Origin of the sequence: Treponema primitia, assembly GCF_046533075.1 — a bacterium.
GTDB lineage: Bacteria > Spirochaetota > Spirochaetia > Treponematales > Breznakiellaceae > Termitinema > Termitinema primitia_B.
Genome location: NZ_JAJQRB010000091.1, coordinates 1 through 24,028, shown reverse-complemented (window position 1 = coordinate 24,028; position 24,028 = coordinate 1). Strand labels below are relative to the sequence as shown.

The 24,028-nt window shown below is 50.0% G+C and carries 21 protein-coding genes, 1 pseudogene and 1 other annotated feature; of the genes and pseudogenes, 12 read left to right on the top strand and 10 right to left on the bottom strand.

The features are described 5' to 3' along the window. The first annotated feature begins 104 nt into the window (after window positions 1-104). From cysS to LQZ19_RS19245, 7 genes are all read left to right on the top strand, one after another. A complete protein-coding gene (gene cysS, locus LQZ19_RS19275) occupies window positions 105-1,568 on the top strand; it encodes a cysteine--tRNA ligase (protein ID WP_411049320.1) in 1,464 nt (487 codons plus the stop codon). 65 nt (window positions 1,569-1,633) lie between these two features. Further along, window positions 1,634-2,188 (top strand): RNA polymerase sigma factor, encoded by a 555-nt coding sequence (locus tag LQZ19_RS19270; RefSeq protein WP_411049319.1) that lies wholly within the window; start codon window positions 1,634-1,636, stop codon window positions 2,186-2,188. Continuing rightward, window positions 2,178-2,753: an anti-sigma factor family protein gene (locus LQZ19_RS19265; RefSeq protein ID WP_411049318.1), complete on the top strand. Its 576-nt coding sequence runs from the start codon at window positions 2,178-2,180 to the stop codon at window positions 2,751-2,753. Before LQZ19_RS19270 ends, LQZ19_RS19265 begins: the two co-directional genes overlap by 11 nt. Next, complete coding sequence (locus tag LQZ19_RS19260; protein ID WP_411049317.1) at window positions 2,750-3,307, top strand: hypothetical protein; 558 nt, start codon at window positions 2,750-2,752, stop codon at window positions 3,305-3,307. Before LQZ19_RS19265 ends, LQZ19_RS19260 begins: the two co-directional genes overlap by 4 nt. A 44-nt stretch (window positions 3,308-3,351) precedes the next feature. Continuing rightward, window positions 3,352-4,935, top strand: coding sequence for a transglutaminase domain-containing protein (locus LQZ19_RS19255; RefSeq protein WP_411049316.1), 1,584 nt, complete (start codon window positions 3,352-3,354; stop codon window positions 4,933-4,935). Window positions 4,936-4,959: 24 nt separating this feature from the next. Further along, entirely contained in the window at window positions 4,960-5,655 is a 696-nt protein-coding gene (gene pyrH, locus LQZ19_RS19250; protein ID WP_411049315.1) for a UMP kinase, read from the top strand. Between the two features lie 312 nt (window positions 5,656-5,967). Beyond that, a complete protein-coding gene (locus LQZ19_RS19245; protein WP_411049314.1) occupies window positions 5,968-7,623 on the top strand; it encodes a diphosphate--fructose-6-phosphate 1-phosphotransferase in 1,656 nt (551 codons plus the stop codon). A gap of 15 nt (window positions 7,624-7,638) precedes the next feature. On the opposite strand, the pseudogene LQZ19_RS19240 reads toward LQZ19_RS19245, so the two are convergent. Together LQZ19_RS19240 and recQ are read right to left on the bottom strand one after the other, a co-directional pair. Beyond that, window positions 7,639-7,875: pseudogene (locus tag LQZ19_RS19240) on the bottom strand (ORF6N domain-containing protein); the annotation flags it as partial. Between the two features lie 38 nt (window positions 7,876-7,913). Further along, entirely contained in the window at window positions 7,914-9,830 is a 1,917-nt protein-coding gene (gene recQ / locus LQZ19_RS19235; protein WP_411049313.1) for a DNA helicase RecQ, read from the bottom strand. Between the two features lie 37 nt (window positions 9,831-9,867). Between recQ and rdgB the strand changes: the two genes are divergently transcribed. The 3 genes from rdgB (at window position 9,868) to LQZ19_RS19220 (ending at window position 13,122) form a co-directional block, all read left to right on the top strand. After that, window positions 9,868-10,494, top strand: a complete 627-nt coding sequence (gene rdgB, locus LQZ19_RS19230; RefSeq protein WP_411049312.1) for an RdgB/HAM1 family non-canonical purine NTP pyrophosphatase — start codon at window positions 9,868-9,870, stop codon at window positions 10,492-10,494. Window positions 10,495-10,611: 117 nt separating this feature from the next. Continuing rightward, window positions 10,612-11,094, top strand: coding sequence for a COG2426 family protein (locus tag LQZ19_RS19225; protein ID WP_411049311.1), 483 nt, complete (start codon window positions 10,612-10,614; stop codon window positions 11,092-11,094). 3 nt (window positions 11,095-11,097) lie between these two features. Beyond that, complete coding sequence (locus tag LQZ19_RS19220) at window positions 11,098-13,122, top strand: ATP-dependent helicase (RefSeq protein WP_411049310.1); 2,025 nt, start codon at window positions 11,098-11,100, stop codon at window positions 13,120-13,122. 2 nt (window positions 13,123-13,124) lie between these two features. On the opposite strand, the gene LQZ19_RS19215 is transcribed toward LQZ19_RS19220, so the two are convergent. After that, the gene (locus tag LQZ19_RS19215; protein ID WP_411049309.1) at window positions 13,125-14,207 is read right to left on the bottom strand and encodes a metallophosphoesterase; all 1,083 of its coding nucleotides are present in this window, start codon (window positions 14,205-14,207) and stop codon (window positions 13,125-13,127) included. 7 nt (window positions 14,208-14,214) lie between these two features. After that, a complete protein-coding gene (locus LQZ19_RS19210; protein ID WP_411049308.1) occupies window positions 14,215-15,525 on the bottom strand; it encodes a CBS domain-containing protein in 1,311 nt (436 codons plus the stop codon). A 171-nt stretch (window positions 15,526-15,696) separates the two neighbouring features. Here LQZ19_RS19210 and LQZ19_RS19205 point away from each other — a divergent pair, with 171 nt between their 5' ends. After that, the gene (locus tag LQZ19_RS19205; protein ID WP_411049307.1) at window positions 15,697-16,551 is read left to right on the top strand and encodes an N-acyl homoserine lactonase family protein; all 855 of its coding nucleotides are present in this window, start codon (window positions 15,697-15,699) and stop codon (window positions 16,549-16,551) included. Window positions 16,552-16,592: 41 nt separating this feature from the next. Here LQZ19_RS19205 and LQZ19_RS19200 read toward each other — a convergent pair whose 3' ends face one another. Genes LQZ19_RS19200 through LQZ19_RS19175 form a run of 6 tightly spaced genes read right to left on the bottom strand, consistent with a single transcriptional unit; the run spans window position 16,593 to window position 22,292 of the window. Continuing rightward, a complete protein-coding gene (locus LQZ19_RS19200) occupies window positions 16,593-16,886 on the bottom strand; it encodes a YciI family protein (RefSeq protein ID WP_411049306.1) in 294 nt (97 codons plus the stop codon). Next, window positions 16,883-17,602, bottom strand: a complete 720-nt coding sequence (locus tag LQZ19_RS19195; protein ID WP_411049305.1) for an amidohydrolase family protein — start codon at window positions 17,600-17,602, stop codon at window positions 16,883-16,885. The genes LQZ19_RS19200 and LQZ19_RS19195 overlap by 4 nt, the downstream gene beginning before the upstream one ends. 22 nt (window positions 17,603-17,624) lie before the next feature. Further along, window positions 17,625-18,614: an ABC transporter permease gene (locus tag LQZ19_RS19190; protein WP_411049304.1), complete on the bottom strand. Its 990-nt coding sequence runs from the start codon at window positions 18,612-18,614 to the stop codon at window positions 17,625-17,627. Between the two features lie 31 nt (window positions 18,615-18,645). Continuing rightward, on the bottom strand, window positions 18,646-19,635 hold the full coding sequence (locus LQZ19_RS19185; RefSeq protein ID WP_411049303.1) for an ABC transporter permease: 990 nt from the start codon (window positions 19,633-19,635) through the stop codon (window positions 18,646-18,648). Window positions 19,636-19,648: 13 nt separating this feature from the next. Next, complete coding sequence (locus LQZ19_RS19180; RefSeq protein ID WP_411049302.1) at window positions 19,649-21,151, bottom strand: sugar ABC transporter ATP-binding protein; 1,503 nt, start codon at window positions 21,149-21,151, stop codon at window positions 19,649-19,651. 25 nt (window positions 21,152-21,176) lie between these two features. Continuing rightward, the gene (locus tag LQZ19_RS19175; RefSeq protein WP_411049301.1) at window positions 21,177-22,292 is read right to left on the bottom strand and encodes a sugar ABC transporter substrate-binding protein; all 1,116 of its coding nucleotides are present in this window, start codon (window positions 22,290-22,292) and stop codon (window positions 21,177-21,179) included. A 245-nt stretch (window positions 22,293-22,537) separates the two neighbouring features. On the opposite strand from LQZ19_RS19175, the gene LQZ19_RS19170 reads away from it, so the two are divergent. Next, a complete protein-coding gene (locus tag LQZ19_RS19170) occupies window positions 22,538-23,611 on the top strand; it encodes a LacI family DNA-binding transcriptional regulator (protein WP_411049300.1) in 1,074 nt (357 codons plus the stop codon). 221 nt (window positions 23,612-23,832) lie between these two features. Next, window positions 23,833-24,028: a sequence feature (most likely nonfunctional fraction of RNA operon), on the bottom strand.

The window sequence follows — 24,028 nt, the reverse complement described above, 5'->3', positions numbered from 1 at the left end:
CTCTTCCCTCCCGATTTGCCGATAAATCCGAGAAAAAGAGCAGTTGTTTCCGGTCCCACACAGACCGCCCTTGATTTTTTCGCGTTTTCCCCCTATAGTAAATCATGGCGCTTACCCTCTATAACACCCTGGGACGAAAATTACAGATTTTCGAGTCGATTAGACAAAACGAGGTCGGCTTTTACGGCTGCGGCCCCACGGTTTATAATTATGCCCATATCGGAAACCTCCGGGCCTACCTTACCCACGATATTCTGGTACGGACCCTGCAACGGCGGGGTTATACCGTAACCCATGTGATGAATATCACCGATGTGGGGCACCTTTCCGGGGATAACGATAGTGGGGACGACAAAATGGTAAAATCTGCGGAGGAACGGGGCAAGACGGTCCTGGAAATTGCGGATTTCTATACAAAGGCTTTTTTCAACGATACGGGGAGGATGAATATCATCTGTCCCACGGTGGTCTGCAAGGCTACGGAGCATATACAGGAAATGATCGCCCTGATCACGCGTATTGAGGCTAACGGCTTTACCTATTCCGCCGGGGGAAACCTCTATTTCGATATCACCAAGTTCTCTTCCTACGGCGAATTGGCTCTTCTCAACCTCGAGGATCGCAAGCCGGGGGCCCGGATCGAGGTGGATGAAAATAAAAAGAATCCCTACGACTTTGTCCTCTGGTTTACCAAAAGTAAATTTGAAAACCAGGCCCTGGTTTGGGAAAGTCCCTGGGGCCGGGGGTATCCGGGCTGGCATATCGAATGTTCCGCCATGAGTATTAAGTACCTGGGGGAACAATTTGATATCCACGCCGGAGGTATCGACCATATTACTATTCACCATACCAACGAGATTGCCCAGAGCGAGGCGGCGACCAAAAAGCATCCCTGGGTAAATTACTGGGTTCACAACGAATTTCTTATACTGGATAAGGGGAAGATGTCTAAATCTACCGGGAGTTTTCTCACCCTCCAGACCCTGATTGACGATGGCTACGATGCTCTGGATTATCGGTATTTCCTCCTGGGGGGCCACTACCGCAGCCAACTCCAGTTCTCCTATGAGGCCCTGGATGGCGCTCGGAACGCCCGGAAATCCTTGGGAGACCGTATACGGGTCCTGGCGGAGAAAACCGGGAACCTTCCCTCTAATGAAGGGGCTTTGCCGGATTCGGTTACCCAGGGAAAAGCGGGGACCTATCTTGAGGCTTTTAACAAAGCCATGGATGAAGACCTTAACACACCCCGGGCCCTGGCGGAACTCTGGGGGCTGCTACGCGATGGATCCGTACAAAGTACGGATGCCCTGCAAACGGCCTTCGAGATGGACCGTATACTGGGGCTGGAACTCTTCGCCCGGGCGGCCGCCGAAGCGGAGAAGCGATTGGATACAGACCGGGGAAGCCCGGAGGAAATAGCGGAAATTGAAGCGCTGATAGCGGAAAGGACGGAGGCGAAAAAGGCAAAGGATTTTACCACCGCAGATCGCATACGGAATACCCTAAAAGAGCGGGGAATTCTGCTGGAAGATGGTCCAAAGGGCGCCGTTTGGCGCCGGATCTAATTTGCGCGGGAAACTTCGCTGCGGTTAATTTAACTATAGAATAATGTAACAACCAAGGGGATAAATTGTTTTTAGGATCAGGGGTGGATGAGTCCATTGCGGAATTCCGTAGGCTTTACGATACCGTATTTCCTATTTTGTTCCGGGTGGTCTATCGTATAACCAACAGCGAGGAAGCTGCAGAGGACCTTTGTCAGGATGCTTTCTTCCGGCTGTATGAAAAAAAGATGGTTTTCCCCAACTCCGAGGAGGCTAAGTATTGGCTTATCAGGGTGGCGACAAACGCATCCCTGAATTACGCAAAACGTAAGGACAGAGAACGAAGGGCTTATCAAAAGGCCTTTCGGGAAGATATTCGGAGCCCGGAGACCGGCGAAAGCACACTGCTAAAGAAGGAATCCAAAGAGGCAGTCCAGGAGGCATTGCGAAAATTGCCGAAAAATTTACGAATGGTTTTAATTTTAAGAGAATATGGAGATCTTAATTATAAAAAAATTGGCCAAGTTCTTGGCATTAGCGAAGGTAATGTGAAGGTCCGGGTATTCAGAGCCCGGGAACGTTTGGCCGGGCTCTTAAAAGCGGAAGATCCCTTCCATAAGGATGGTTCATATGTGTCCTGATCCTCAAATACTTTCCCTTTATTACGATGGGGAGCTGCCCTCTCCCTGGAAAGAAAAACTGGAAGCCCATCTTCAGGATTGTTCCCACTGCAGCAGCAGTTTGGAACAGTTCCGGCAGCTTTCCGGAACCCTGGAGGATGAGCCCTCTACAATGGCTCTAAAGGAACGAGTCTGGCAGCGGATGAGCAGCCCCGAAACGGCGATCCGGGAGTATCCGGTACAGATTTGGGGCCGCTCCGTTACGGTGCCCCTGCCCCTGCTTGTTGCCACCGCTGCGGCGCTGATCTTCACTTTCAGCTTTTTCTTCCTTAAAACCACTCCGGGCGCCGCTCCTGTAGATTCAGCCCTGACCTCCCTGGATATGCAAACAATTATGCCTATTTCAGATTTGAATGGGGTTTTACAATATTTGGAGGGTGATGATTCTTCGGATATCGTAATTATCCGCCTGCCGGAAAGCAGAAATTTTATGAGTTCCGGAGAACCGGCCATGATCAGGGCTGCGGATTACAGCGGGAACAGTGGACGAAAGTCCGGCGGACGAGAGTCCGAAGGATCCCGATGAACCAACACCTTTCTTTACAGAGACTTACCTTTGTCGGCGGGCTGCTGTTTTTAGCCGTTGGTGTGGCAGTTTCCGGTCAGGAAATTCCCCAGGATAGTATTATACCCGGTCTGCGGGAACGGGCGGTGGTGCTGAACATTGTTGCCAGGATAGTGGAGCAAAACCAGGGTGAAATCTGGAATTCCATCAACTCAAAGATAACTATCCTGGGAAGGCCCGTGAGTCTTAAGCTTATCGGGGAAAATGTCGTGGTTTTCGCCCAGTTCACCCCCTATCAGCAGGAAAATGGGCGGAGCCTTCTGGTTGCCCAAGGCCAGATCTGGATAAATGTGCCCAACCTGGGGATCCGTTACCAGACGACCCTTCAGTCCATCCCCATGGAATTTGGTGAGCAGATATACTTCTTCCCCCTGGGGAAGGTAAGTTCCGAAAATGAAGCCCATATAGAGATTCAACTGGAACTGCGCCCCTATACGGAAACCGCCGGAGGGGAATTGGCGCCATCCACCGCGGCGGCAAGCGGTTCTACTCCGGAGAATGCATTACCGGAATGAGACGGCTCTTTTTATTTCCACTTATACTCCTTTTTTTTTCATGTATGGACCGGCAGCCCCGGATACATTTGATTAATCCCCGGATAGGGATAATGGGGGAGGTCCTTACCATAACGGGAGAAAATTTTGGGAATACCCGGGAAGAATCCTACGTTACCATAGGGGGGATCACCCCCACCACTTCATCCTACATTGAATGGACCGATACCCGGATTCTGGTACGGATCCCCGAATTTGGGGATTCCGGGCTGGTCTGTGTTTACCGGAATAATAGAAAAAGTAACTCCGCCCTGTTTTCTAACCGGTTAACAATGCCTCAGACCATCCAGGGGGAAAATATCGGTATCGGACCCAAGATCCTTTCGGTAGAGCCTCTGGCCGGGCCGGTGGGCTCCGCGGTAACCATCCGGGGAAGCGGTTTCGGCGCCTCCCGGGAAAGAGGCGGGGTATTTTTTGCCTGGGATGCGGAGCCGTCCCCGGCGGCGGCGGCAGGGGTAAGCGGTCCGGGTTTAGTAGAGGTTTCGGAAACCGAATTTGGTTATGAGCTTTGGAGTGAGCGGGAAATCCGGGTCAGGGTTCCGGACGGGGCTATCGGAGGGAACCTCACGGTCCGTACCCCACGGGGAAACGCCAGGCCGGTGTTTTTCGACATCACCGGCAAACCGGGAACCAAGACCTACAAGGACAAACGAAATTACGCTATCTCCTACGCCGTGGATATCCGGGTTCAGGATGCGGAGGGGCCAAACCGCCTTTACCTTTGGCTTCCCCGGCCGGTCAATTCCGCTTCCCAGCAGAATATCCAGATCCTATCCCGTAATGTGGAGCCCTTCATTGAAAATTACCGGGGAACCACCCTTTTTCAACTGCAAAATTTAGAAAGTGATACCGCCACGGGGATCAGCCTGTCCTATTTGGTGGAGGTTTATACGGTAGAAACCGATATCAGGCCCAATTCCATGACAATCGCCTCCGGCGGAGGCGCTTCCTTAGCCTCTCCGGTTAGGGCTGCCTATACCGCGCCAAGCTTCCAGATCCCTTCGGATGATCCCCAGATAAAGGAGCAGACCGCCGCCCTTGTAGGTAGGGAACAGAACCCCTATATTCGGGCTCAGCGTATCTACGAGTACCTCCTCACCAAAGGGGGAATCCAGTGGGACGAGCTTTCGGGAGGCCCCCGGGAAGCCCTGGAAGAAAAAAAGGCGGACCCCTATATGGCTGCCCTGCTCTTCTGTACCATGGCACGTTCCGCAGGTATACCTGCTATTCCCATCTCCGGGGTCCTCATGGACCGGAACCGTATGCTCAGCCGCCATTATTGGGCCGAATTCTGGATAGATGGTTTTGGCTGGATACCCGTGGACCCCGCCCTGGGAGCGGGAGCCGCTCCGTCGTCTTTTATACTCCGGGCAGATAGGGCAAACTACTATTTTGGCAACCTGGACAACCAGCGGATAAGCTTCTCCCGGGGCTTTACCACCCTCTCCCAAATGGATCCCCGGGGCCGGGTGGCCGTACGGGAAAGGGATTATGCCCTGCAGAATCTCTGGGAAGAAGCCGTGGGGGGTCTGGAGTCCTATTCATCCCTGTGGAGTGACGTTACAATCAACGGTGTCTACTATCAATGAAAAATTATCCCTAAGGAGCATGGTATGATAACGGTCATTTCTCTGGGCGGTTCTATTGTAGCCCCCGATGCGGTGGACGAAGCTTTTTTAAAAAACTTTGTCTCCCTGATCCGGGAATTCCTCGAGACCGATGCGGAGCGGCGCTTCATCTTTGTGGTCGGCGGCGGCGGGCCCGCCCGGGTCTACCAGAAGGCCTACCGGGAAATCTCCGCAGTTACGGGCAAAAAAGCCGAAAATAACGAGGCGGATTGGATCGGGGTCATGGCTACCAGGCTTAACGCCCAGCTGGTCCGGGCGCTTATGGGTGCGTGGTGTTCCCAGGATGTGGTTACGGACCCCACCCAAGCGGTGGATATGACCGGGAAAGTTCTGGTGGCTGCGGGCTGGAAACCGGGCTTCTCCTCGGACAACGATGCCGTACTTCTGGCGGAACGGTTCCGGGCGGACTCGGTGATCAATCTTTCCAACATTGAGCGGGTCTACACGGATGATCCCAAGAAAAACCCCCAGGCAAAACCGATTGACGCCATCTCCTGGCCGGATTTCCGTACCCTGGTTGGGGATGAATGGACCCCGGGCAAGAATGTACCCTTCGACCCCGTGGCAAGCCGGCGCGCCGCGGAGCTCGGCCTGCGGGTTATCTGCGCCGCAGGGCGCGACCTGGAAAATCTTAAAAAGATACTCCGGGGCGAAAAGTTCCTGGGCACCACCATCGGCTGAAAACCCACGGACCACAAATTGACCCACAAATCAATCATGATTACCTATCATGAAGAAATTTCTAACCGCAAAGTCACAGAAGTCGAAAAAGGGGAAGGAAAAATATAAGATTTCCCTGTAATCTTTCTTTTTTTTCTTAATTTAAATTCTTTTCCCTTCCTTCTGCGCCTTCTGCGCCTTCTGCGCCTTCGCGGTTTTTTAATCTGTTTAAGTTCACGATGCTCAGTTATTCCCAATTAGAACTTGAAATTTCCTCCCTGGTTTTGGTATACTATTCCCCTATCCTATTCAAGTTTTTCAAAGGAGTACACCATGGAATTGTCGGCGCTGCAAAGAGTCCGCTATACCTACAAACCAAAACTTCCCGGCAGCTTATCCAGGCCGGTAACAGAAATAGCAGTTCAGTTAGGAAACCCCACCGAATCCATATCGGATCAGGACGCTCTGAAAGCCCGCTTTAAAGAAACCTATGGCAAACCACTGGCCGCCTTTGTACCGGGCAGGAATGAGACCATAAGCCGCAGACTTTCCGTGGGGGTGATCCTTTCGGGCGGTCAGGCCCCGGGGGGACATAATGTAATCGCCGGCCTCTATGACGGCCTTAAGAAGGGGAATCCCGGTTCAAAACTTTTCGGCCTTTTGGGAGGCCCCAGCGGCCTTATTGATAATAAAAGTGTGGAAATTACCGGCCCCATGATGGACGCCTACCGGAATACCGGGGGCTTCGACATGATCGGTTCCGGGCGGACCAAGATTGAAAGTCCGGAACAGTTTGCTTCTTCCCTGGAAACTGCCAAAAAACTGGGGCTTGACGCGGTGGTAATCATAGGCGGTGACGATTCCAACACCAATGCTGCTCTTCTGGCGGAGTACTTCCTTTCCAGGGGCTCGAACATACAGGTTATCGGCTGCCCTAAAACCATAGACGGGGATCTAAAAAATGAAAATATCGAAATCTCCTTCGGGTTCGATACGGCGGTAAAGACCTACAGCGAACTTATCGGAAACATTGAACGGGACGCCAACAGCGCCAAGAAATACTGGCACTTTATCAAACTCATGGGCCGTTCCGCCAGTCACATCGCCCTGGAGTGCGCCCTCCAAACCCAGCCGAATATCTGCTTCATCTCCGAAGAAGTGGAGGCCAAGAAGTTATCCCTGGGTCAGGTGGTGGATCAGATATGCAATTCCGTGGTTAAACGGGCGGACAACAAGGAAAATTTCGGGGTGGTGCTTATCCCCGAGGGGCTGGTTGAATTCATTCCGGAAATGAAAAAGCTCATTGATGAACTGAACGATATTATGGCCAATAAGGAAAAAGAATTTTCCGAGCAGGGAAGCTTTCATGCCCAGACCAACTGGCTGGTAACGCAGCTTTCGGATCCCTCGGGGTATCTCTTCAAGAGCCTTCCGGAGGAAATTGCCAAGGAACTCCTCATGGACCGTGACCCCCACGGCAATGTTCAGGTATCCCGCATCGAAACAGAAAAACTACTCATGGGCATGACGGAGAGCAAACTGAGGGATCTTAAAAAAACGGGAACCTACAAGGGCAAATTCAGCGCCCTGGGCCATTTCTTTGGCTACGAAGGCCGCTGCGCCTTCCCCACCAACTTCGACGCCGATTATTGCTACAGCCTTGGGTTCAGCGCCTTTGTACTCATCGCCTCGGGCCTTACGGGCTACCTTTCCAGCGTAAAGAACCTGGTTGCCCCTGCGGACCAGTGGATAGCCGGCGGGGTCCCCCTAACCATGATGATGAACATGGAACACCGCCACGGCGCCGACAAACCGGTAATCCGGAAGGCCCTGGTAGAGCTGGACGGCAAACCCTTCAAAGCCTTTGCCGCCGAACGGGAAACATGGTCGGTCAAAACCAGCTTTGTCTACCCCGGCTCCATACAATACTACGGCCCTGCGGAGATCTGCGATCAGCCGACCATCACGTTGAAGCTGGAGAAGCTCTAAACCCAATCGGCCTTGTTCGGTAAAGGCATAGGGTGCAATCCGCCTCCCGCCTCTTTGTTCCGGAAGCTTTGAGATCACAGATTGTGATCTCAAACTTTCCCATTCTTCCTTTGTAAGTTGAAACATGAAATCCTCAGGAAAGCGCCCCAAGTTACGTTTTACCGCTTGATTTAACGATCTGTTTTCAACTTGATATAACCGTGCCAAGTCACTGTCAATCATCACCTTACATCCGCGAATTTCGTGAATCATATCCTGTATAGGCAGTATTTCACCCATAGTCTTATCTTTCATTTTTCACCCTCCTGTACATACTCCCCTATGAGCCTAGTAAAGGCTTCGCCGTACTTCTCCATCTTTACTTCGCCTACGCCGGATACCCCAAGGAACGCCGCCTTTGTGGTTGGCTGTTTGCGGCACATGTCCCGCAGGGCGGCGTCGGAGAATACGATGTATGCGGGGACATGGCCGGCCTGGGCCAGTTCCCGGCGCAGGTCCTTGAGCTTTGTTAAGAGCGCTTCGTCCACCGGAGCTGCGTCCGGGACGGCGGACCGCGGTTTGGTGTAGATCTTGGTAACAGCAAAGCTGTTTGACTCATCCGCAGGCCGAGCCGTTAACTCCGCCTGAAACACGGGAGTAGGGGCAGCCTTCGAAACGGGAAGCACGGCGGGCAGCATCATTGTTAAGGGCGCTTTCTCCACAATGATTTCCCGGGCTTTATCGCCAAGGTCCACCACGGGATATTCCCCGGTCTCCACCCTTAGATATTTCTGATCGATAAGATAGTCCAGGATATTTCGGATTCGGTGGGCATCGGTATCCGCCATGATCCCGTAGGTGCTCAGAGTATCCAGACTCTGGGAAGTGATCTTTTTCGTTTTACTGCCCCGCAGAATATCAATGATCATAATTTTTCCAAAATTCCGGCCCCGCTCCTTTAAGCGGTAAACACAGGAAATAATCTTCCGGGCCTCCAGGGTGATGTCCACGGATTCAAAGGTAGTTTTACAGTTGGAACAGTTGCCGCAATAGCCGGGACTTTTTTCCCCAAAATAGGCGAGGAGCCGGGCGCGAAGGCAGTCGGAACCGGTGGCGTAGAAGGTCATCTGTTTTAAAAGTTCCAGATTATGCTCCACCTGTTTTTCATCCCGTTCGTTCTCCTCCTCCTGGTTGTTGGTGATCAGGAAGGTATTGATCCGCACATCCTGACCGCTGTAAAAGAGGATACACTCCGCATTTTCCCCGTCCCGGCCTGCCCTGCCCGCCTCCTGGTAATAGCTTTCAATGTTCTTGGGCATATTGTAATGGATCACAAAGGACACGTTGGACTTGTCTATCCCCATGCCAAATGCGTTGGTGGCCACCATGATGGTTTTTCTGTCAAAAATAAAATCGTCCTGATTTTCATGGCGTTCCCGGTCTTCCAGCCCCGCATGATACCTGGTGGCGGCAAAACCATAACGGCCAAGGAGTTCCCAAACTTCTTCCACTTTTTTCCTGGTGGAACAGTAGACAATACCGCTTTGACCCCTATGGTTTTCCAGATACCCCAGGAGAGCCTCGGATTTCTGTTTTGGTTTTTCAACCCCAAAGTAGAGATTCCGCCGGTCAAATCCTGTGGTCAGCAAAAGCGGATCCTTCAGTTCCAGGAGGCTCCGGATATCCTCCTTAACCTTTGCCGTGGCGGTGGCGGTACAGGCCGCCAACCGGGGGCGCGACGGAAGACGGCGGATAAATTCTGCGATAAGACGATAGCTGGGACGGAAATCGTGGCCCCACTGGGAAACGCAGTGGGCCTCGTCCACTACCACCAGGGGTATGGGGGTATCCCCAATCTGCTCCAGGATATCCTCCCGCAGGAGCCGCTCCGGGGCGATATAGAGGATTTGGTACTCTCCCCGGGCCAGGCCCCGCAGAATTTCCCCATATTCGGCGCTCCCCATGGAGCTGTTCAGGTACGCCGCCCTTACCCCCGCTTCCTGCAGGGCGTTTACCTGATCCTTCATAAGAGATATCAGGGGAGAGATTACCACCGTAAGCCCATCCAGAAGTATCGCCGGGATCTGATAGCAGATAGATTTCCCCGCGCCGGTGGGCATTACCGCCATCACATCCCGGCCCGCCAGGATGGCGTCGATAAGCTCCTCCTGGCCGGGGCGAAAGGTGGTATACCCAAAATATTCTTTCAATACGCTCTGTTTATTCATCCTTTCCCATCCGCATAATTCATGTTAGTATACCCCTATGACGATTTGGTTTGCCACCGGCAATTCCCATAAAAGGGCTGAACTTTCAGGCATTCTGCCCGGGCACATCATAAAAATCCCCGCCGACAAAGGAATCCCCTTCGATCCCGATGAAACGGGCGCCACCTTTGGGGAAAACGCCCTGATAAAAGCCCGTGAACTCCGCCGCCTGGTCTTGGCAAGCGGATGCGGTTCCCAGGACCCGGTTATTGCCGACGATTCCGGCCTCTGCGTGGACGCCCTGGACGGCCGGCCAGGCATCTACTCCGCCCGGTATGGCAGTATCGAGGGCGGTAAAAAGCTCAGCGACCGGGACCGCAACGCCCTGCTCCTCCAAGAGCTGCAAAGCAGATCAGAACTTGGGGACAATCCCCGCCGCCAAGCCCGGTTCGTCTGCGCCATGGTACTCCTCTTCAGCGAAGACCGCTTCTACCTGGTCCAGGAAACCCTGGAGGGGGAGCTGGTTCGGGAAGAGCGTGGTACGGGCGGCTTCGGCTACGACCCCATCCTCTACCTCCCCCAACTTGGCCGCACCGTGGCGGAACTTACCGCAGAAGAAAAAAACCAAATCAGCCATCGGGGCAAGGCTGGAAAGGCCATCGCCAAGCTTCTGGCCGATGGCTGAAGCCACCGGGGCAAAGCAGGAAAGGCTATCGCCAAGCTTCTGGCGGGACAATAATAGTTATAGCGCCGCCGTCCAAAACGCTTTATTCATTCCGCATTTTCTGCTAAACTTTCTCCAATGAATACCCCTGTAATACTCCTCTGGACCGCACTGCTTTCTTTCCTGCCCATTTCAGAACTCCGGGGGGGCATCCCCTTCGCCATTGCCAATGGGATACCCTGGTACTGGGCCTACCTGTACTGCGCCGGTCTCAACGCCCTGGTGGCGCCGGCCTGCTGGATCTTCCTTTCCACCCTGCACAGGGTTTTTCTTAAAATGGTCTGGTACGAAAAATTCTTTGACCGCTTTGTGGAACGGGCCCGGGTCAAACTCCATGCCCAGGTGGAAAAATGGGGCTGGCTTGGAATCGCGGTCTTTGTGGCCATCCCCCTGCCTATAACCGGCGCCTGGACCGGAACCCTGGGGTCCTGGGTGCTGGGCCTGAGCAAGCGGAAAACCATGCTCGCCGTGATCCTCGGGGTGCTTACAGCCGGGGCCATCGTTACCGCAGTGATGCTCCTGGGCATACAGGCCCTCCGTATCTTTTTAAAAGAAGTATAGTCCGTGTCTAAACTAAACCTTCAAGCGGAACTGAACGACCAGCAGCTCCGGGCGGTTAATACAATCGAAGGGCCGGTACTCATCATCGCCGGCGCCGGTTCCGGAAAGACCCGGGTTATTACCTATCGTATCGCCTACATGCTGGAAATGGGGATACCCCAGTCCGCCATCCTGGCCCTCACCTTTACGAACAAGGCTGCCCGGGAAATGGAAATACGGGTCAAGGAACTGACGGAGAAAAAGCTCCGGAACCTGACGGTGAGCACCTTCCACGCCTTTGGGGTACGGATACTCCGGGAAGAAATAGAACACCTGGGATACCGGAAGAATTTTTCTATCTACGATGAAACGGACCGAGGCTCCGCTATCAAGGAAAGCCTCCGTGAATGCCGGCTCTCCACCGAAGGGGTGGACCTCTACGCCCTGGGCCAGCTTTTCTCCAACGTCAAGATTGGGCGCTTTAAATGGGGGGACGGCGCCAACGATGCCTACGAACCGGTGTATAAGGAATATCAGCACAGCCTGAAGACCTACAACGCCCTGGACTTTGACGATCTCCTGACCCTCCCCATAGAACTATTCGAAAAGCATCCCGAAGTCCTGGAGAAGTACCGCAGCCGTTACCATTACATCATGGTGGACGAGTTTCAGGATACCAGCTTTACCCAGTACCGCCTTATGCGGCTCCTGGCGGACCGCAATGTTTGTGTGGTTGGGGACGATGATCAGTCCATCTATTCCTGGCGGGGGGCCAACTACGAAAACATCGTCATGTTTGAAAAGGATTTCCCGGGGACGGTGGAGATCAAACTGGAACAAAACTACCGTTCCACCACCACCATCCTAGAGGCAGCCAATGGCGTCATCTCCAACAATACTAACCGTAAGGAAAAGCGGCTCTGGTCCGGTAACAAGGGCGGCAAACCGGTGGAGCTCTTTCATCCTAAAAACGAAAGTGAAGAAGCGGACTTTATTGCCAGCGGAATAAAAAAAATCATGATCCAGGATAAGCTCAAATACGATAACTTCGGGGTGCTGCTCAGAACCAATTCCATGACCCGCAGCATTGAGGAAGCGTTCCTGGCGGAGAATATCCCCTACCGGGTTTCCGGGGGAACCAGCTTCTTTCAGCGCAAGGAAGTTAAGGATGTTCTCTCCTATCTCAGGCTCATCGCCAACACCAACGATGATGTGAATCTCCTCAGAATCATTAACACCCCCCGGCGCGGCATTGGGAAAACTACCATAGGAGCCCTGATGGATCTGGCACGGAAAAATCATTCCACCCTGTGGGACGCCATGGAAAAACTCCGCTATTCTCCGGACACCCTTTTCCAGGAAGCCGCCAAGGGCAAGGCGGAGATCGACGAATTCATGACCCTCATCGAAACTTACCGGGAGGAGATGCTTGGCAAGCGGGGGTTATCAGCAAAAACACGGGCCCTGGTGGACAGCATCGATTACTGGTCCTACCTGGTAACGGAGTACAGTAAAAATGATAAGATGGCCAAATGGAAATTCCTCAACATAGAAAGCCTCATCCAGTCCATGGAAACCTGGGAGAAGGACCCGGACAACTTCGATCCCAGCATCTACGCCTACCTGAACCGCATTAGTTTAATTACCCGGGACGATGGGGATGATGAGGCGGGCAAGGGGAAGGTGAACCTCATGACCATCCATGCATCCAAGGGCTTGGAGTTCCCCGTGGTCTTTATCGCCGGCGCCGAGGATGGCATCATCCCCCACGAGCGGAGCATGGAGGAGGGGGACGAAGACCAAAAAAGCGGCGCCATTGAAGAAGAACGCCGTCTTTTCTACGTAGCCATCACCCGGGCCCGGGACAAGCTCTTTATCACCAGCTGTCTCCAACGGCGCCGCCTGCAGAGCACCGCGGATTGTGTCCCCTCACCTTTCCTGGCGGAAATCCCCCCCCACCTGATCGAATACCACGAACCGGACAAGGCGGTGGAAAGCCCCGAGGAAGCGGAAAACTATTTTTCCCTCATCAAAAGTAAATTTGTCTGACCCTAATCCCAAGCGGTGTTTATTTCCGGAGGATTTCCCAACAGTTCTATCCGCGCCTTCACATACTCGAACCGGTCCTGATTCAGGACGGTACGGCAGTATTTAGTACCCGGCAGTATATATACCGGGTAACGGCCCCGGTTGACAAATTTTTTCCCCTCACCCTGGACAAACCAGTACACCAGGGAAATTTTTTCCCTGTCCAGTTCAATAGCGTTAATACCTCTTCTGCCTATGGCGCTTCCGGAATTGAATAGGCAGGGTACGGGAAGATCATCCCCATAGAGACTCTCCCGCATAGCATTCCGCTTTTCCGATCGCTTCAGCTTCCCCAGATCCGCGCGCAGGGCCCGCACCTCCTCTGCGATTCGCTCCCGATCCTCCCCCAGGGAGACAGGATAATCCCGGCACAGGCGTTCAATCTCAAATTTAATAAATTCAAAACGCCCCAGGGATTCAAAGAGTGGCCGGTGGGTGTGGCCGATGATGGAGATACAGTTATGCGCCAGGGAGAAATCATAGGCCTGTTTTTCTACATGGAACCGCCGGAAGGGGCTACGGCCGGATGAAATATTCCGAACCCCCAGAGGCTTGAGAAGATAGCGTATTCCGATCTGAAGCAGCTTATTATAATTGGTATAAATCTTGGAAGACTGATGCCCGTGGTACACATAGAGCGGGATAAGGCCGGTCTCAATAAGCACCGCATCATACAGAGCGTAGGGATACTTTTTTTCAAAGATAAGCTGCTCATCATGGTTCCCAAGGGTTTTATAAAGCCGTCCCCGGGCGTTAAATTTATCAAAGAGCTGGTACAGCCTTGGCCATTGTTCCCTAATGCTCTCCAGGGAAAAACGCTGCAGCTCCTCAATATCGCCGTTTAAGACAATAGTCCAGTCTCCGTTTAAATAGTAGTGATCCAGCATCTCCGTTAGAAGGACCCCATTCTGGGCTAGATCGTCCCTGCGGCCGCAGCCCATGTGGAAGTCGCTGATAACTAAAACTTTACCGCCCTGGGATATATCCAAAACCGCTGCGGGGTTAAAGTGGTTGTTTATCATATCGGAAAAAAAAGTATTTGCCATTTGATTATTAAGCTTCCCGGCCGACTTGACGTTTTCTGTATTGCAGATAATCCCAGCGGGTAAGGATACCCAGGAGCTTACGATCCTCCACAATGGGAAGCTGCCCTATATGGTGCTTGTAAAAAATACGTTCTATTTCCCGCATAGTAACGTTACTGCCGGCGGTCACCGCAGGCTTTGACATATAGGCCCGTACCGGGGCTTTCATCACCCCCGCCTTACGTCCCTTCATGATATCCCGGAGGCTGATAAAGCCGCTTACATTTCCCTCAGCGTCCAGTACCGGCGCCCCGGTCAGATCCGCCTTTTCCAGAAAAACGGAGGCCTCCAAAAGGCTCATGGTTTCGCTCACCCGGTGGACATCCCGGGTCATTATGTCGGCGGCCCGGGTGGCCGGCGTTAGGGATTGTTCCAGGTAGTCCAGAAATTCTTCAAAAAATTCAGGTCCCTCCCGCCCGTTTATCTTCGCCGAACCCGCCAGCTGATGCCCCCCGCCGCCATAGACGTGAAGCAGCTCATGGAGGTTGATTTTAGCCTTCTGGCTGCGGGCTATAAGGAGCACCGTTTTTGTTTTCGGAATGGCAAAAAGGGCAAAAAACGCATCGGGGTTCCGTATTTCCATGATCTTTTCTACCACCGCCGCCAGACCCGGGGTATTTTCACCCAACTCAAGGTAACTCAGAAGCAGTTCATGGCCCTGGATAATACGGGGCTGCAGGACCATAAAAGCCTGGTTAAGGATCGCCAGCTGAGCATCCTCGCGGATGGTTTCCAGAAAGGACTTAACCAGCTTTAACGAAGCCCCCATATCCATGAGCCAGGCGGAAACCTCAAAATCCGCCCGGCTGACATTTTCAAAGATCAGCCGCCCCGTATCGGCATAGATACCTGTCAGGGCAATGGTCGCCTCCTCGGGCAGGAGCCGTATCCCCTGTTCCATGGCCAATTTCCCCAGGAAGGAAGTATTGGCCCCGTAATTCCCCCCCTCCACTTTTGCACCCTGAATATTGCAGGATTCTATAGGGTGATGATCGTAAATCCGTATATCCGGCGCCGAATTCCGTATATGGCTGAAATATTCCCCCACCCGTTCCGCCATGCAGGTATCCACAATGACAATATTCTCGATTACCTCTGTTTCAATATCCTTAGGGTCCAGGAAATCAAAGTACTGCTGATAAAAATCATACAGGTTCTGGGCTTCAGGATGGATAAGCCGGCTTCGCACCAGCCGGTACTCCGGAAAAAGCTTCCTCACCAGAATCAGGGACCCCAGGCAATCCAAATCCATATTAGTATGACCAAAGGCTATGTTCATTATATATCCTTCAGGGCTTAGTTTTTCTTATCCTCCGATTATTTTCGGATAAGTAAGCATATCATCTACGGGCCGCTAATACAAGAAATCATCGTGGAAAGTACCTTCCGGGACGGCCATCCCTACGCCGCCCCTTTGACAACGATGAAGAAGTCCCGGCGGGGGGCGTCCGTGAGCCGTCATCAAGACCCCAATATTCTTGTTGTGTATTTATACTTTATAGATTATCCTATTGTAAGGGGGCTTATTAAAATGACTTTATTTCCATTTACAACCGGGACATACGTGGTCGATCAGGGAACAATGGACAATATGCACTGGGGTATCCCCTATGAACATCCACTTCCTGCATTTGCAATTCGTCATCCCAAGGGTACCGTTATCTTTGATACCGGACATAATCACCGCGGCTTGGATGATCCAAAAAGTTGGTATGGCAAGTCAATTGAAAATATCCTAAAGATTAACATAAAAAAGGATGACTGTCTTCCATTTCAGTTACAGAGGGCAGGCATTGATCCGGCGGAAGTTACCCATGTTATTATGTCCCACCTTCATATTGACCATACGGGTGAAATGATGTCTTTTCCAAAGGCTCAGTTTATTGTCAGGTCGGCGGAACTTAAATATGGCTGGTGGCCGCCTTTGCACCAGCGTTATACTTACGTTCTTAATGATCTTAAGGATACCAGATTTTATAATTATCTTGAAATTCCCGATACCGTTGACTTTGACGTATTTCAGGATGGATCTCTTGTTTGTATAGCAACACCCGGTCATACTCCCGGCCACCAATCATTAATTGTCCGACTCCCGGATTATGATAAGCCGCTTATACTCTGTGCTGATGCCTGTTACACGCCTTTCAATCTCGAGAATAACCTCTATGGCTGCGGTCTTATGTGGAATACTGAAGCATGGTTCAACACTATTGCAAAGCTTAAATACTACCAAGGTATAGGCTACGAACTCTGGTTTGGTCATCACATGGAATCATGGGACTATATGGTCAAGCGTTTTAAATGATCCCCAACGCAGCAAGGCGCCGGGGTATTAAAGACAAACCCTTATGAAGGAAGCAGCCAATTGTTATTATCATTGGCTTCATTTAATTCAAAGACCGTATATGTTTCAAATATTCCTTCAGCCGTAAAGGGGTCCATCCGAAGATATTTTTCCGCTTCCTCAATATCATCGGCCAAAATGATTTGTATTACCTTGTTACTGTTTCTCAATGGTCCGCATAAAAAAAGATGATTAACTTTTTTTAAATTTTTAAGATGAGCAACATGCCTAAGCAGCAATTCATTGGATGCTGTTTTTTCCTTGCTCTTTTCAAATAAAGCGACAAATTTTATCATCCGGTAATCCCCAGCAGTCCTGAAATAGTACCGCCTATTATTTGTTCAAATTCCCTATCATTATTTGATATACGTTCAATCTTTTGATATTCCATTTCATAATTGGCAAATGGACCATCAGTACCCCACATCATTTTCTCAGCAGAAGTCTTTTCCAAAACCTTTGCAGTTTCAAAGGGCGGAACACGGGAAGTTTCTAAATAAACATTTTTATTTTCATTTGCAACTTCAGTAGCAAGTTCCCATTCCCAAAAAAACCCCATATGCGCCATAATTAAAGGAACCTTTGGAAAACGCCGCGCCATTCTGTCAAATTCCAGCGGACAGTTATAAAGGTCGGAAGCTCCGTGTACAATTACAACAGCGCCATGGGCTTGTACAATTTCAAAAAGCGGATCGCAGAGTCCATGATCACTTAATCTGAATCCGCAAAGCTGCGGATGCAGTTTAACCCCTTTAAATCCGGATTTGAAGCAGCGATCAAGTTCTTCCTCCGCCTTTTTCTTTTCCCACGGGTTTACAGCGCAAAATGGTATTAATCGATCGGGAAATTCAGAGACATATTTAGGGATATCATGGTTGTGGAAAAAACCTTCGGTAAAAGGAAATATTACTGTCTTGTCGATTCCGATAGTATCCATGCGTTCAACTATTTGCTTTCCACTCCAAACTGCGGCTCCCTCGCCTGCATGTGTATGGGCATCAATTTTTAACATTTCCGTACCTCCATTATATGACTTATCGCTTATTATTCTGCAGTACACTCAGTGCAACGGCCAAAATAATAAAGATCCCATTGAATAAATTTTTCAATGCCGCTCCAAATCCAATTAACGTAAAAAAGTTACTTAAAAAACCTACAAACAGGGCGCCAATAATTGTCCCTATTACATTAAAACGCCGGTTTTTGGAAAACAGGGTTCCCACATAAACAGCTACAAAACAATCGGTCAAATAAGTTTCGACACCACGCGGAACGGCATTTCCCGAGCGGGAAACAAGCATAACCCCGACAATAGCGCAGATAATTGAACTAAAAACAAAGGCCAGACCAAATACAAGACGGACATCAATACTCGACAGTATTGACGCACGCACATTACCCTGGACTGCATCCATGTGGCGTCCTAAAACTGAACGTTCTTTTAAAAAGTAAAACACAATACAAAGTATTGCACAGAGTATCATCAGTACCGTTATCGGTCCGAAGTGTCCTTGCCCTATGAAATTAAAAGCTCCTATACGCCGGGGGGACAGGGTAAAAAGGATCTGCGGCTGGGCGCCGTTTGTCAGCGAAAGTTCGATACTGCGAATTATAAACATCATACCCAAAGTACCGATAATTGCAGGAACCCCTAAATAGGAAATAATAATACAATTAATAAGCCCTACTGCTAATCCAAAACCAACGGCAATTAAAATTGCACACGGGATGGGGTATCCCTTCAGAATCAGCATGGCAACAATTACTCCTGATGCATCCGCTACCTGGGCTACCGAAAGATCAATTCCCCGTACCGCCATGGTCATCATAATCCCCAAGGACAATAAAATAAGAAAAGTGCTTGAATTAAGCACCCCCAGAATATTCTTGGGATTAAAAAACCGTTTATCGATAAATTGAAAAACTATCAGGACCACTACCATTCCGATCAAGGCGCCGTATTGCCGCAGAAAATTGGTAAACCGAGAAGATGGTTGTCCTTTTGTCAATCGGACATCGTTCACTGTATAAACCTCCAGTGTTATCAGTTTGACCCTAGAAAATTGTAACCTGCCCGATTTCACGTTTGTGAATGACGGTTATTAAAATCGAGACAATAAGCACTACGCCCAGAACACCTGAAATCTGACGGTTTGAAATACCGTTAATAATAAGCGCATTTGATAATGCCGCAACAAAGAGGCCGCAGATAGTACTGCCAATGATACTTAACTCACCGGTTTTCGAAAAAGTAGTCCCCAAGTATGCCGCTACCAACGCTTGTATAAGAAAATCAATACCGGCGATAATAGGCGTGGAACCATAAATATAGCTACATTGAACTACCCCTGTAAAACCAAGCATAGCTCCGGAAAGCAAATAACCAATAAGGATACACTTAGCCGTACTAATACCCCGAATTGCCGCTGCCTGAGGATTTTGCCCTGACGCATACATCCGGAGACCGGTACGGGTATGCTTAAGGAAATAATTAATGATCACCATCATTACCAACACAATAATAAAGATGATGGGGATAAACGCAATATGTCCCTGACCGAGGGCCGTAAAATAAGGTCTGATTCCGATATTCATTACCTGACCTTTATTAACAAGCTGCGTCAAACCCTGGAGCACAAACATAGTACCTAAAGTACCGACAAAACTCGGTATATGCATGACCAGCACTAAAAAAGCATTAAAAAGTCCTACTCCAAAACCTAAAAGTATTCCCACAGGAATCGTAAACATTGGAGCTATGCCGCTTAAAATAAGCGCCGCCGCCAAATTGCAGGTAAACTGCATGGTGGCGCCTGCACCCATATCAAATCCCCCGGGTACAAGTACCAAAGTAAGCCCCAGGGAGAGCAGTGTAAGGATGCCTCCCTGCTTAAGTACATCCATTAAATTGTCAAGCGAAAAAAAGAGGGGCGCCCGGATACCCAGGATTAACAGTATCAGTACCATACAGATACCGGTTCCCCGTTTTGACAAAAAACGTATCCATGGGGATTGTATTTTTCCCGCTGCTTGTGATTGTACCATTTGCGTTTCGTCCCTATTTTCCCTGTTCGCCGCCGGAAGCCCAGAACAACAATTTTTCCTCTGTTGCTTCACTGCGATCCAGTTCCTTTACAATACGCCCCTTAGCCATAACCAGTATCCGGTCACACATACCAAGGAGCTCTTCATTTTCCGATGAAATAAATATAACGCCACACCCGTTTTGGGCTAATTTTACCATTTGCCGGTATATTTCTGTTTTAGCGCCCACATCCACACCGGTAGTAGGCTGATCAAACACGAATATCCGGGCATTACCTTCGAGCCAACGCCCTATCACCACTTTTTGCTGATTGCCCCCGGAAAGATCCCCTACCCGCTGTTGAGGACCGGTACAATTAATCGCCAGGTTATTAATAACCGTATTACTCAATTTCGTTTCCAACGGCCGCCTGATAATTCCCCATTTTGCCAACGAACCGGTAAAAGCCAACGAAAGATTTTGTGAAATGCTTAAATCACTAACAATGCCCTCGTTACGGCGATCCTCAGGAATAAAAGCAAAACCCTGTTTACGGGCATGGAGAGGGGATTTTGGAATAAAGGTCTTTCCCTCTACAGAAATATCTCCCTCGACCTTGCGGCCGGCGGAATATATCGACAGAAGGGATTCGGTTCGGCCTGCGCCAACAAGTCCCGCAAAACCGAGGATCTCACCGGCATACAATTTAAAATTAAGCCCCTGTACCAAAGGGCCGTTTTTTAAATTTTTTACATCCAGCAATACCTTGCCCTTTTCCACCGGTGTTTTCGGGAAAAATTCCTCTAGTTTACGGCCTATCATCAGGGTTACTACGTTTTCATGGGTAATTTCTTTAATCGGAAAACTACCCTGCACCTTGCTGTCCCGCAAAATCGTAATACTATCGCATATACGAAACACTTCATCCAAATGATGGGAGATATAAATGATCGTCACGCCCTGTTTTTTAAGCATGGCAATGATTTCAAATAAATGTTCAACCTCAGGAATACTTAAAGAAGCAGTAGGTTCATCAAGAATAAGAATTTTTGGATTCTGCAGCAGGGCAGCCGCTATCGCTACCTGTTCCCGCTGCCCTACGGTAAGACTGCTGACTTGGGTATCCGCAGTAAAAGAAACATTAATTAACTTTAGTTTTTCTGTAACCCTAACGGCCATGGTCTTGAAGTCCAGTTTTCCCAGGGGTGTTTTTAACTCCACCCCCAGGAATGCATTCCGGGTTACATCAAACTGGGGCACCATTTGCTGGTCCTGATGAATAATAGCGATACCAAGCCGTTCGGCATCGGAGGGATTTTCCAGGCGAACGTTTTCGCCGTCTACTATTATTTCCCCCACATCCCGGGAATAAACACCGGTAAGGATCTTTACAAGGGTAGACTTACCGGCGCCGTTCTGTCCGAGCAGGGCATGAACCTCCCCGCGTATCACATCCAGATTTACATCCTGCAACACCCGGTTTGCGCCAAAACTTTTACACACATTCCGGCATTGTAGACTATATTCCACACCCATCAGAATCCATCCTTAAAAAATAATCTTAAGGTACCGTCGGACTGACTACTTGAACCGGATCAGTCTGCGGATATTTAGCAATAATTTCATCTTTACTAATCTGGACATCATTCCAGAAGCCTTCACCCCAGCGCAATCCTACCGCTTCAACAACATTCTTCCTGGTTGCGGTATAACAGGTAGCCGGAATTTGGGGGGCTATCGTAGAAGGATCTATTTTACCATTCAGAACTCCAAGCAGAATTTCCGCACACTGCCGGCCAATACCAGGAGAATCCTGTACAACGGTAGTTACGAAGGGACTTCCATCCTGCAACAACATCTGGAAAGCAATCTTATCACCATCAATACCGATAACCTTGATTTCGTCCCGGCCTGCGCGGCGGATAGCTTCATTAGCGCCGGAAACCAACATATCATAGGTTCCGTAAACACCGGCTATGCTGCCCTTTACAGGATTTGCCGTCAGGATTTCTTCAATTTGGGTCTGTACCTTGGCGGGATTGTGTTCCGCAGGTACATCAATAAGTTTTACCTGCGGAAAGTCAGCGCAGATTGACTGGAAAATACGCCGACGGGTTTCGAGCAACGGAGCGCCGGGTACATACACCACATAAATGGTGCCCTTATAGCCGACGGCGGACAACAATGCATCCGCAGCCAGGACCGTAAGCAGCGGGTTATCGCCGTTCAAATCCGAAAGAACACCGGGGATGGGAGCGCCAACACCGGCGCAAATCACCGGAATCTTTTTCGCGGTAGCCTTGGCCACAATGGGTGTAAGCTGTTGAGCATCGCCTAACTGGATGATCAGTCCGTCAATGCCTGAATTAATCAGATTCTCAATATTTTCGTTATGCTTCTGATAATCGGCGTTGGCATCGGCAATTACCACGCTTCCCCCGGCGCCCTCAACAACCTTCTGGGCGCTGCTGATGATGTCACGGTTATAGTCATTGGTTATTTCCCTGGTGGCAATTCCAATCTTATAAACCCCGGATCCTCCCGCAGAAACTGCGGTACTACTTTTTGCCGTAGTCCCCGCCGCCGCAGGCGAACTGTTTGTTTCAGATGATTTACCGCAGGACATAGCCAGCAGCATCAGGGATAAAGCCATTCCTATTACAAGCAACCTTTTCATGTCTACCTCCAAAATGATTTTACTTCGCAATCCGCTTAATATGGATGATGATCAAACATATCAGCAGAGTTCAAAAACCACTCCTAACAAACGATTATCCGGAACCTCTATAAAGGCCTCTTTTATGCAAGAAAATCGCTTGCGTCAACGATTTCCTTATCATATCACAGTATTTTTTTAAAGTCAACAAATTTTTTTAAAATTCTTTTGACAAAAAGGGCAAATCAGAATATCATAATGACATTGTGAATAAACCAGAAAAATTACTCCCAGACCAAGCCTTCCGAAGATCAACCATGAGTGATGTGGCCGATGCCGTTGGGGTATCTGTTTCAACAGTGTCTCATGTGCTTAACGGGACACGCTTTGTTTCTGAAGATACTTCCCGAAAGGTCCAACAGGCCATCCGCCGGCTTAAGTTTAAAACTAACCCCATTGCCCGGAACCTCCGCAGCGGAAGATCCCGGCTAATCGGCATAGTGATCAATAACATAGAAAAATATCTCTTTGTCAATGTTTTGAGGGGAATTGAGAAGACAGCCAATTCCCTTGGCTATCAACTGAGCTTAATGGATTCGGCGGAACAAAAGAACATGGAGATTAAGAATGTCGAATCCCTCTATCTTCGGGGCGCCGATGGTTTGATTATTGCGCCTACCAGCTATAACTGCGATTATATAAAAGACCTATTGCCCCCTAATTTCCCTCTTGTTTTTGTAGACCGGCAGCCGGAAAAATGTATTTATGACTGTGTTCTGTTGGATAATACAGAAGCCAGCTATCAAGCGACAAAACATCTTTTGAGCCGGGGGTACCGGAAAATAGGTCTAATCTCCTTCAATTATCACCCTACGGGAAAAGCGACCGGAAAAGATAAGACCATGTTGGAGCGGGTTGCGGGGTATAAACAGGCCTTGACGGAAGCCAATATTAAAGTAAATCCTCAGCTCATTGGGTTAGCCCATGGTTCATCCCTGGTAACCTCTCAACTCCGCAATGCGGAGACCTATACTATTATGAAGCATTTTCTGGATTTATCGGTAGAAGCGGTACTTTGCGGAAGCAGTATGGCCGCAATCGGGGCTTATACCTGCCTTAAGGATATGGCTGTCAAAATTCCCGAAGACATGGGCTTTATCTCCTTTGACGATGATATCTGGCTTTCCATGATCAGTCCCCAAATCACGGTAATGGCCCAGCCGGGAGAGGCCATGGGCGCCGTTGCCGCAGCCCGTCTTTTTGACCGTATCAACGGGAAAGAACTTAATCAGGAATCACTGCGACTTAAGGCCAAGCTTTTACTGCGGGAATCCTGCTAAAAATCTCCTATGGATTTTTAACCGCCAAGTCGAAGGAGGCGAAGAAGTATTTAAGGAAACCCCTTCTCTTTTCCCCTTCCTTCTGCGCCTTTTTCGACTTGGCGGTTATTATTTTTTGCTAAGTAAACGCCTATAAAATAAAAAAGCCTGGCGACGACCTACTTTCCCACTCCTCTGGGGAGCAGTATCATGCGACCCTCCGGGTCGCGCGCATAGAGGAAATTTATTAACAGCCCCGCTAGGCAGCGGGGCGGAGCGTCGGCGTAAGAGGGCTTAACTTCCATGTTCGAAATGGGAACGGGTGTAACACCACTATAAATAAAAAAGCCTGGCGACGACCTACTTTCCCACCCTTCTGGAGGGCAGTATCATCGGCGTAAGAGGGCTTAACTTCCGTGTTCGAAATGGGAACGGGTG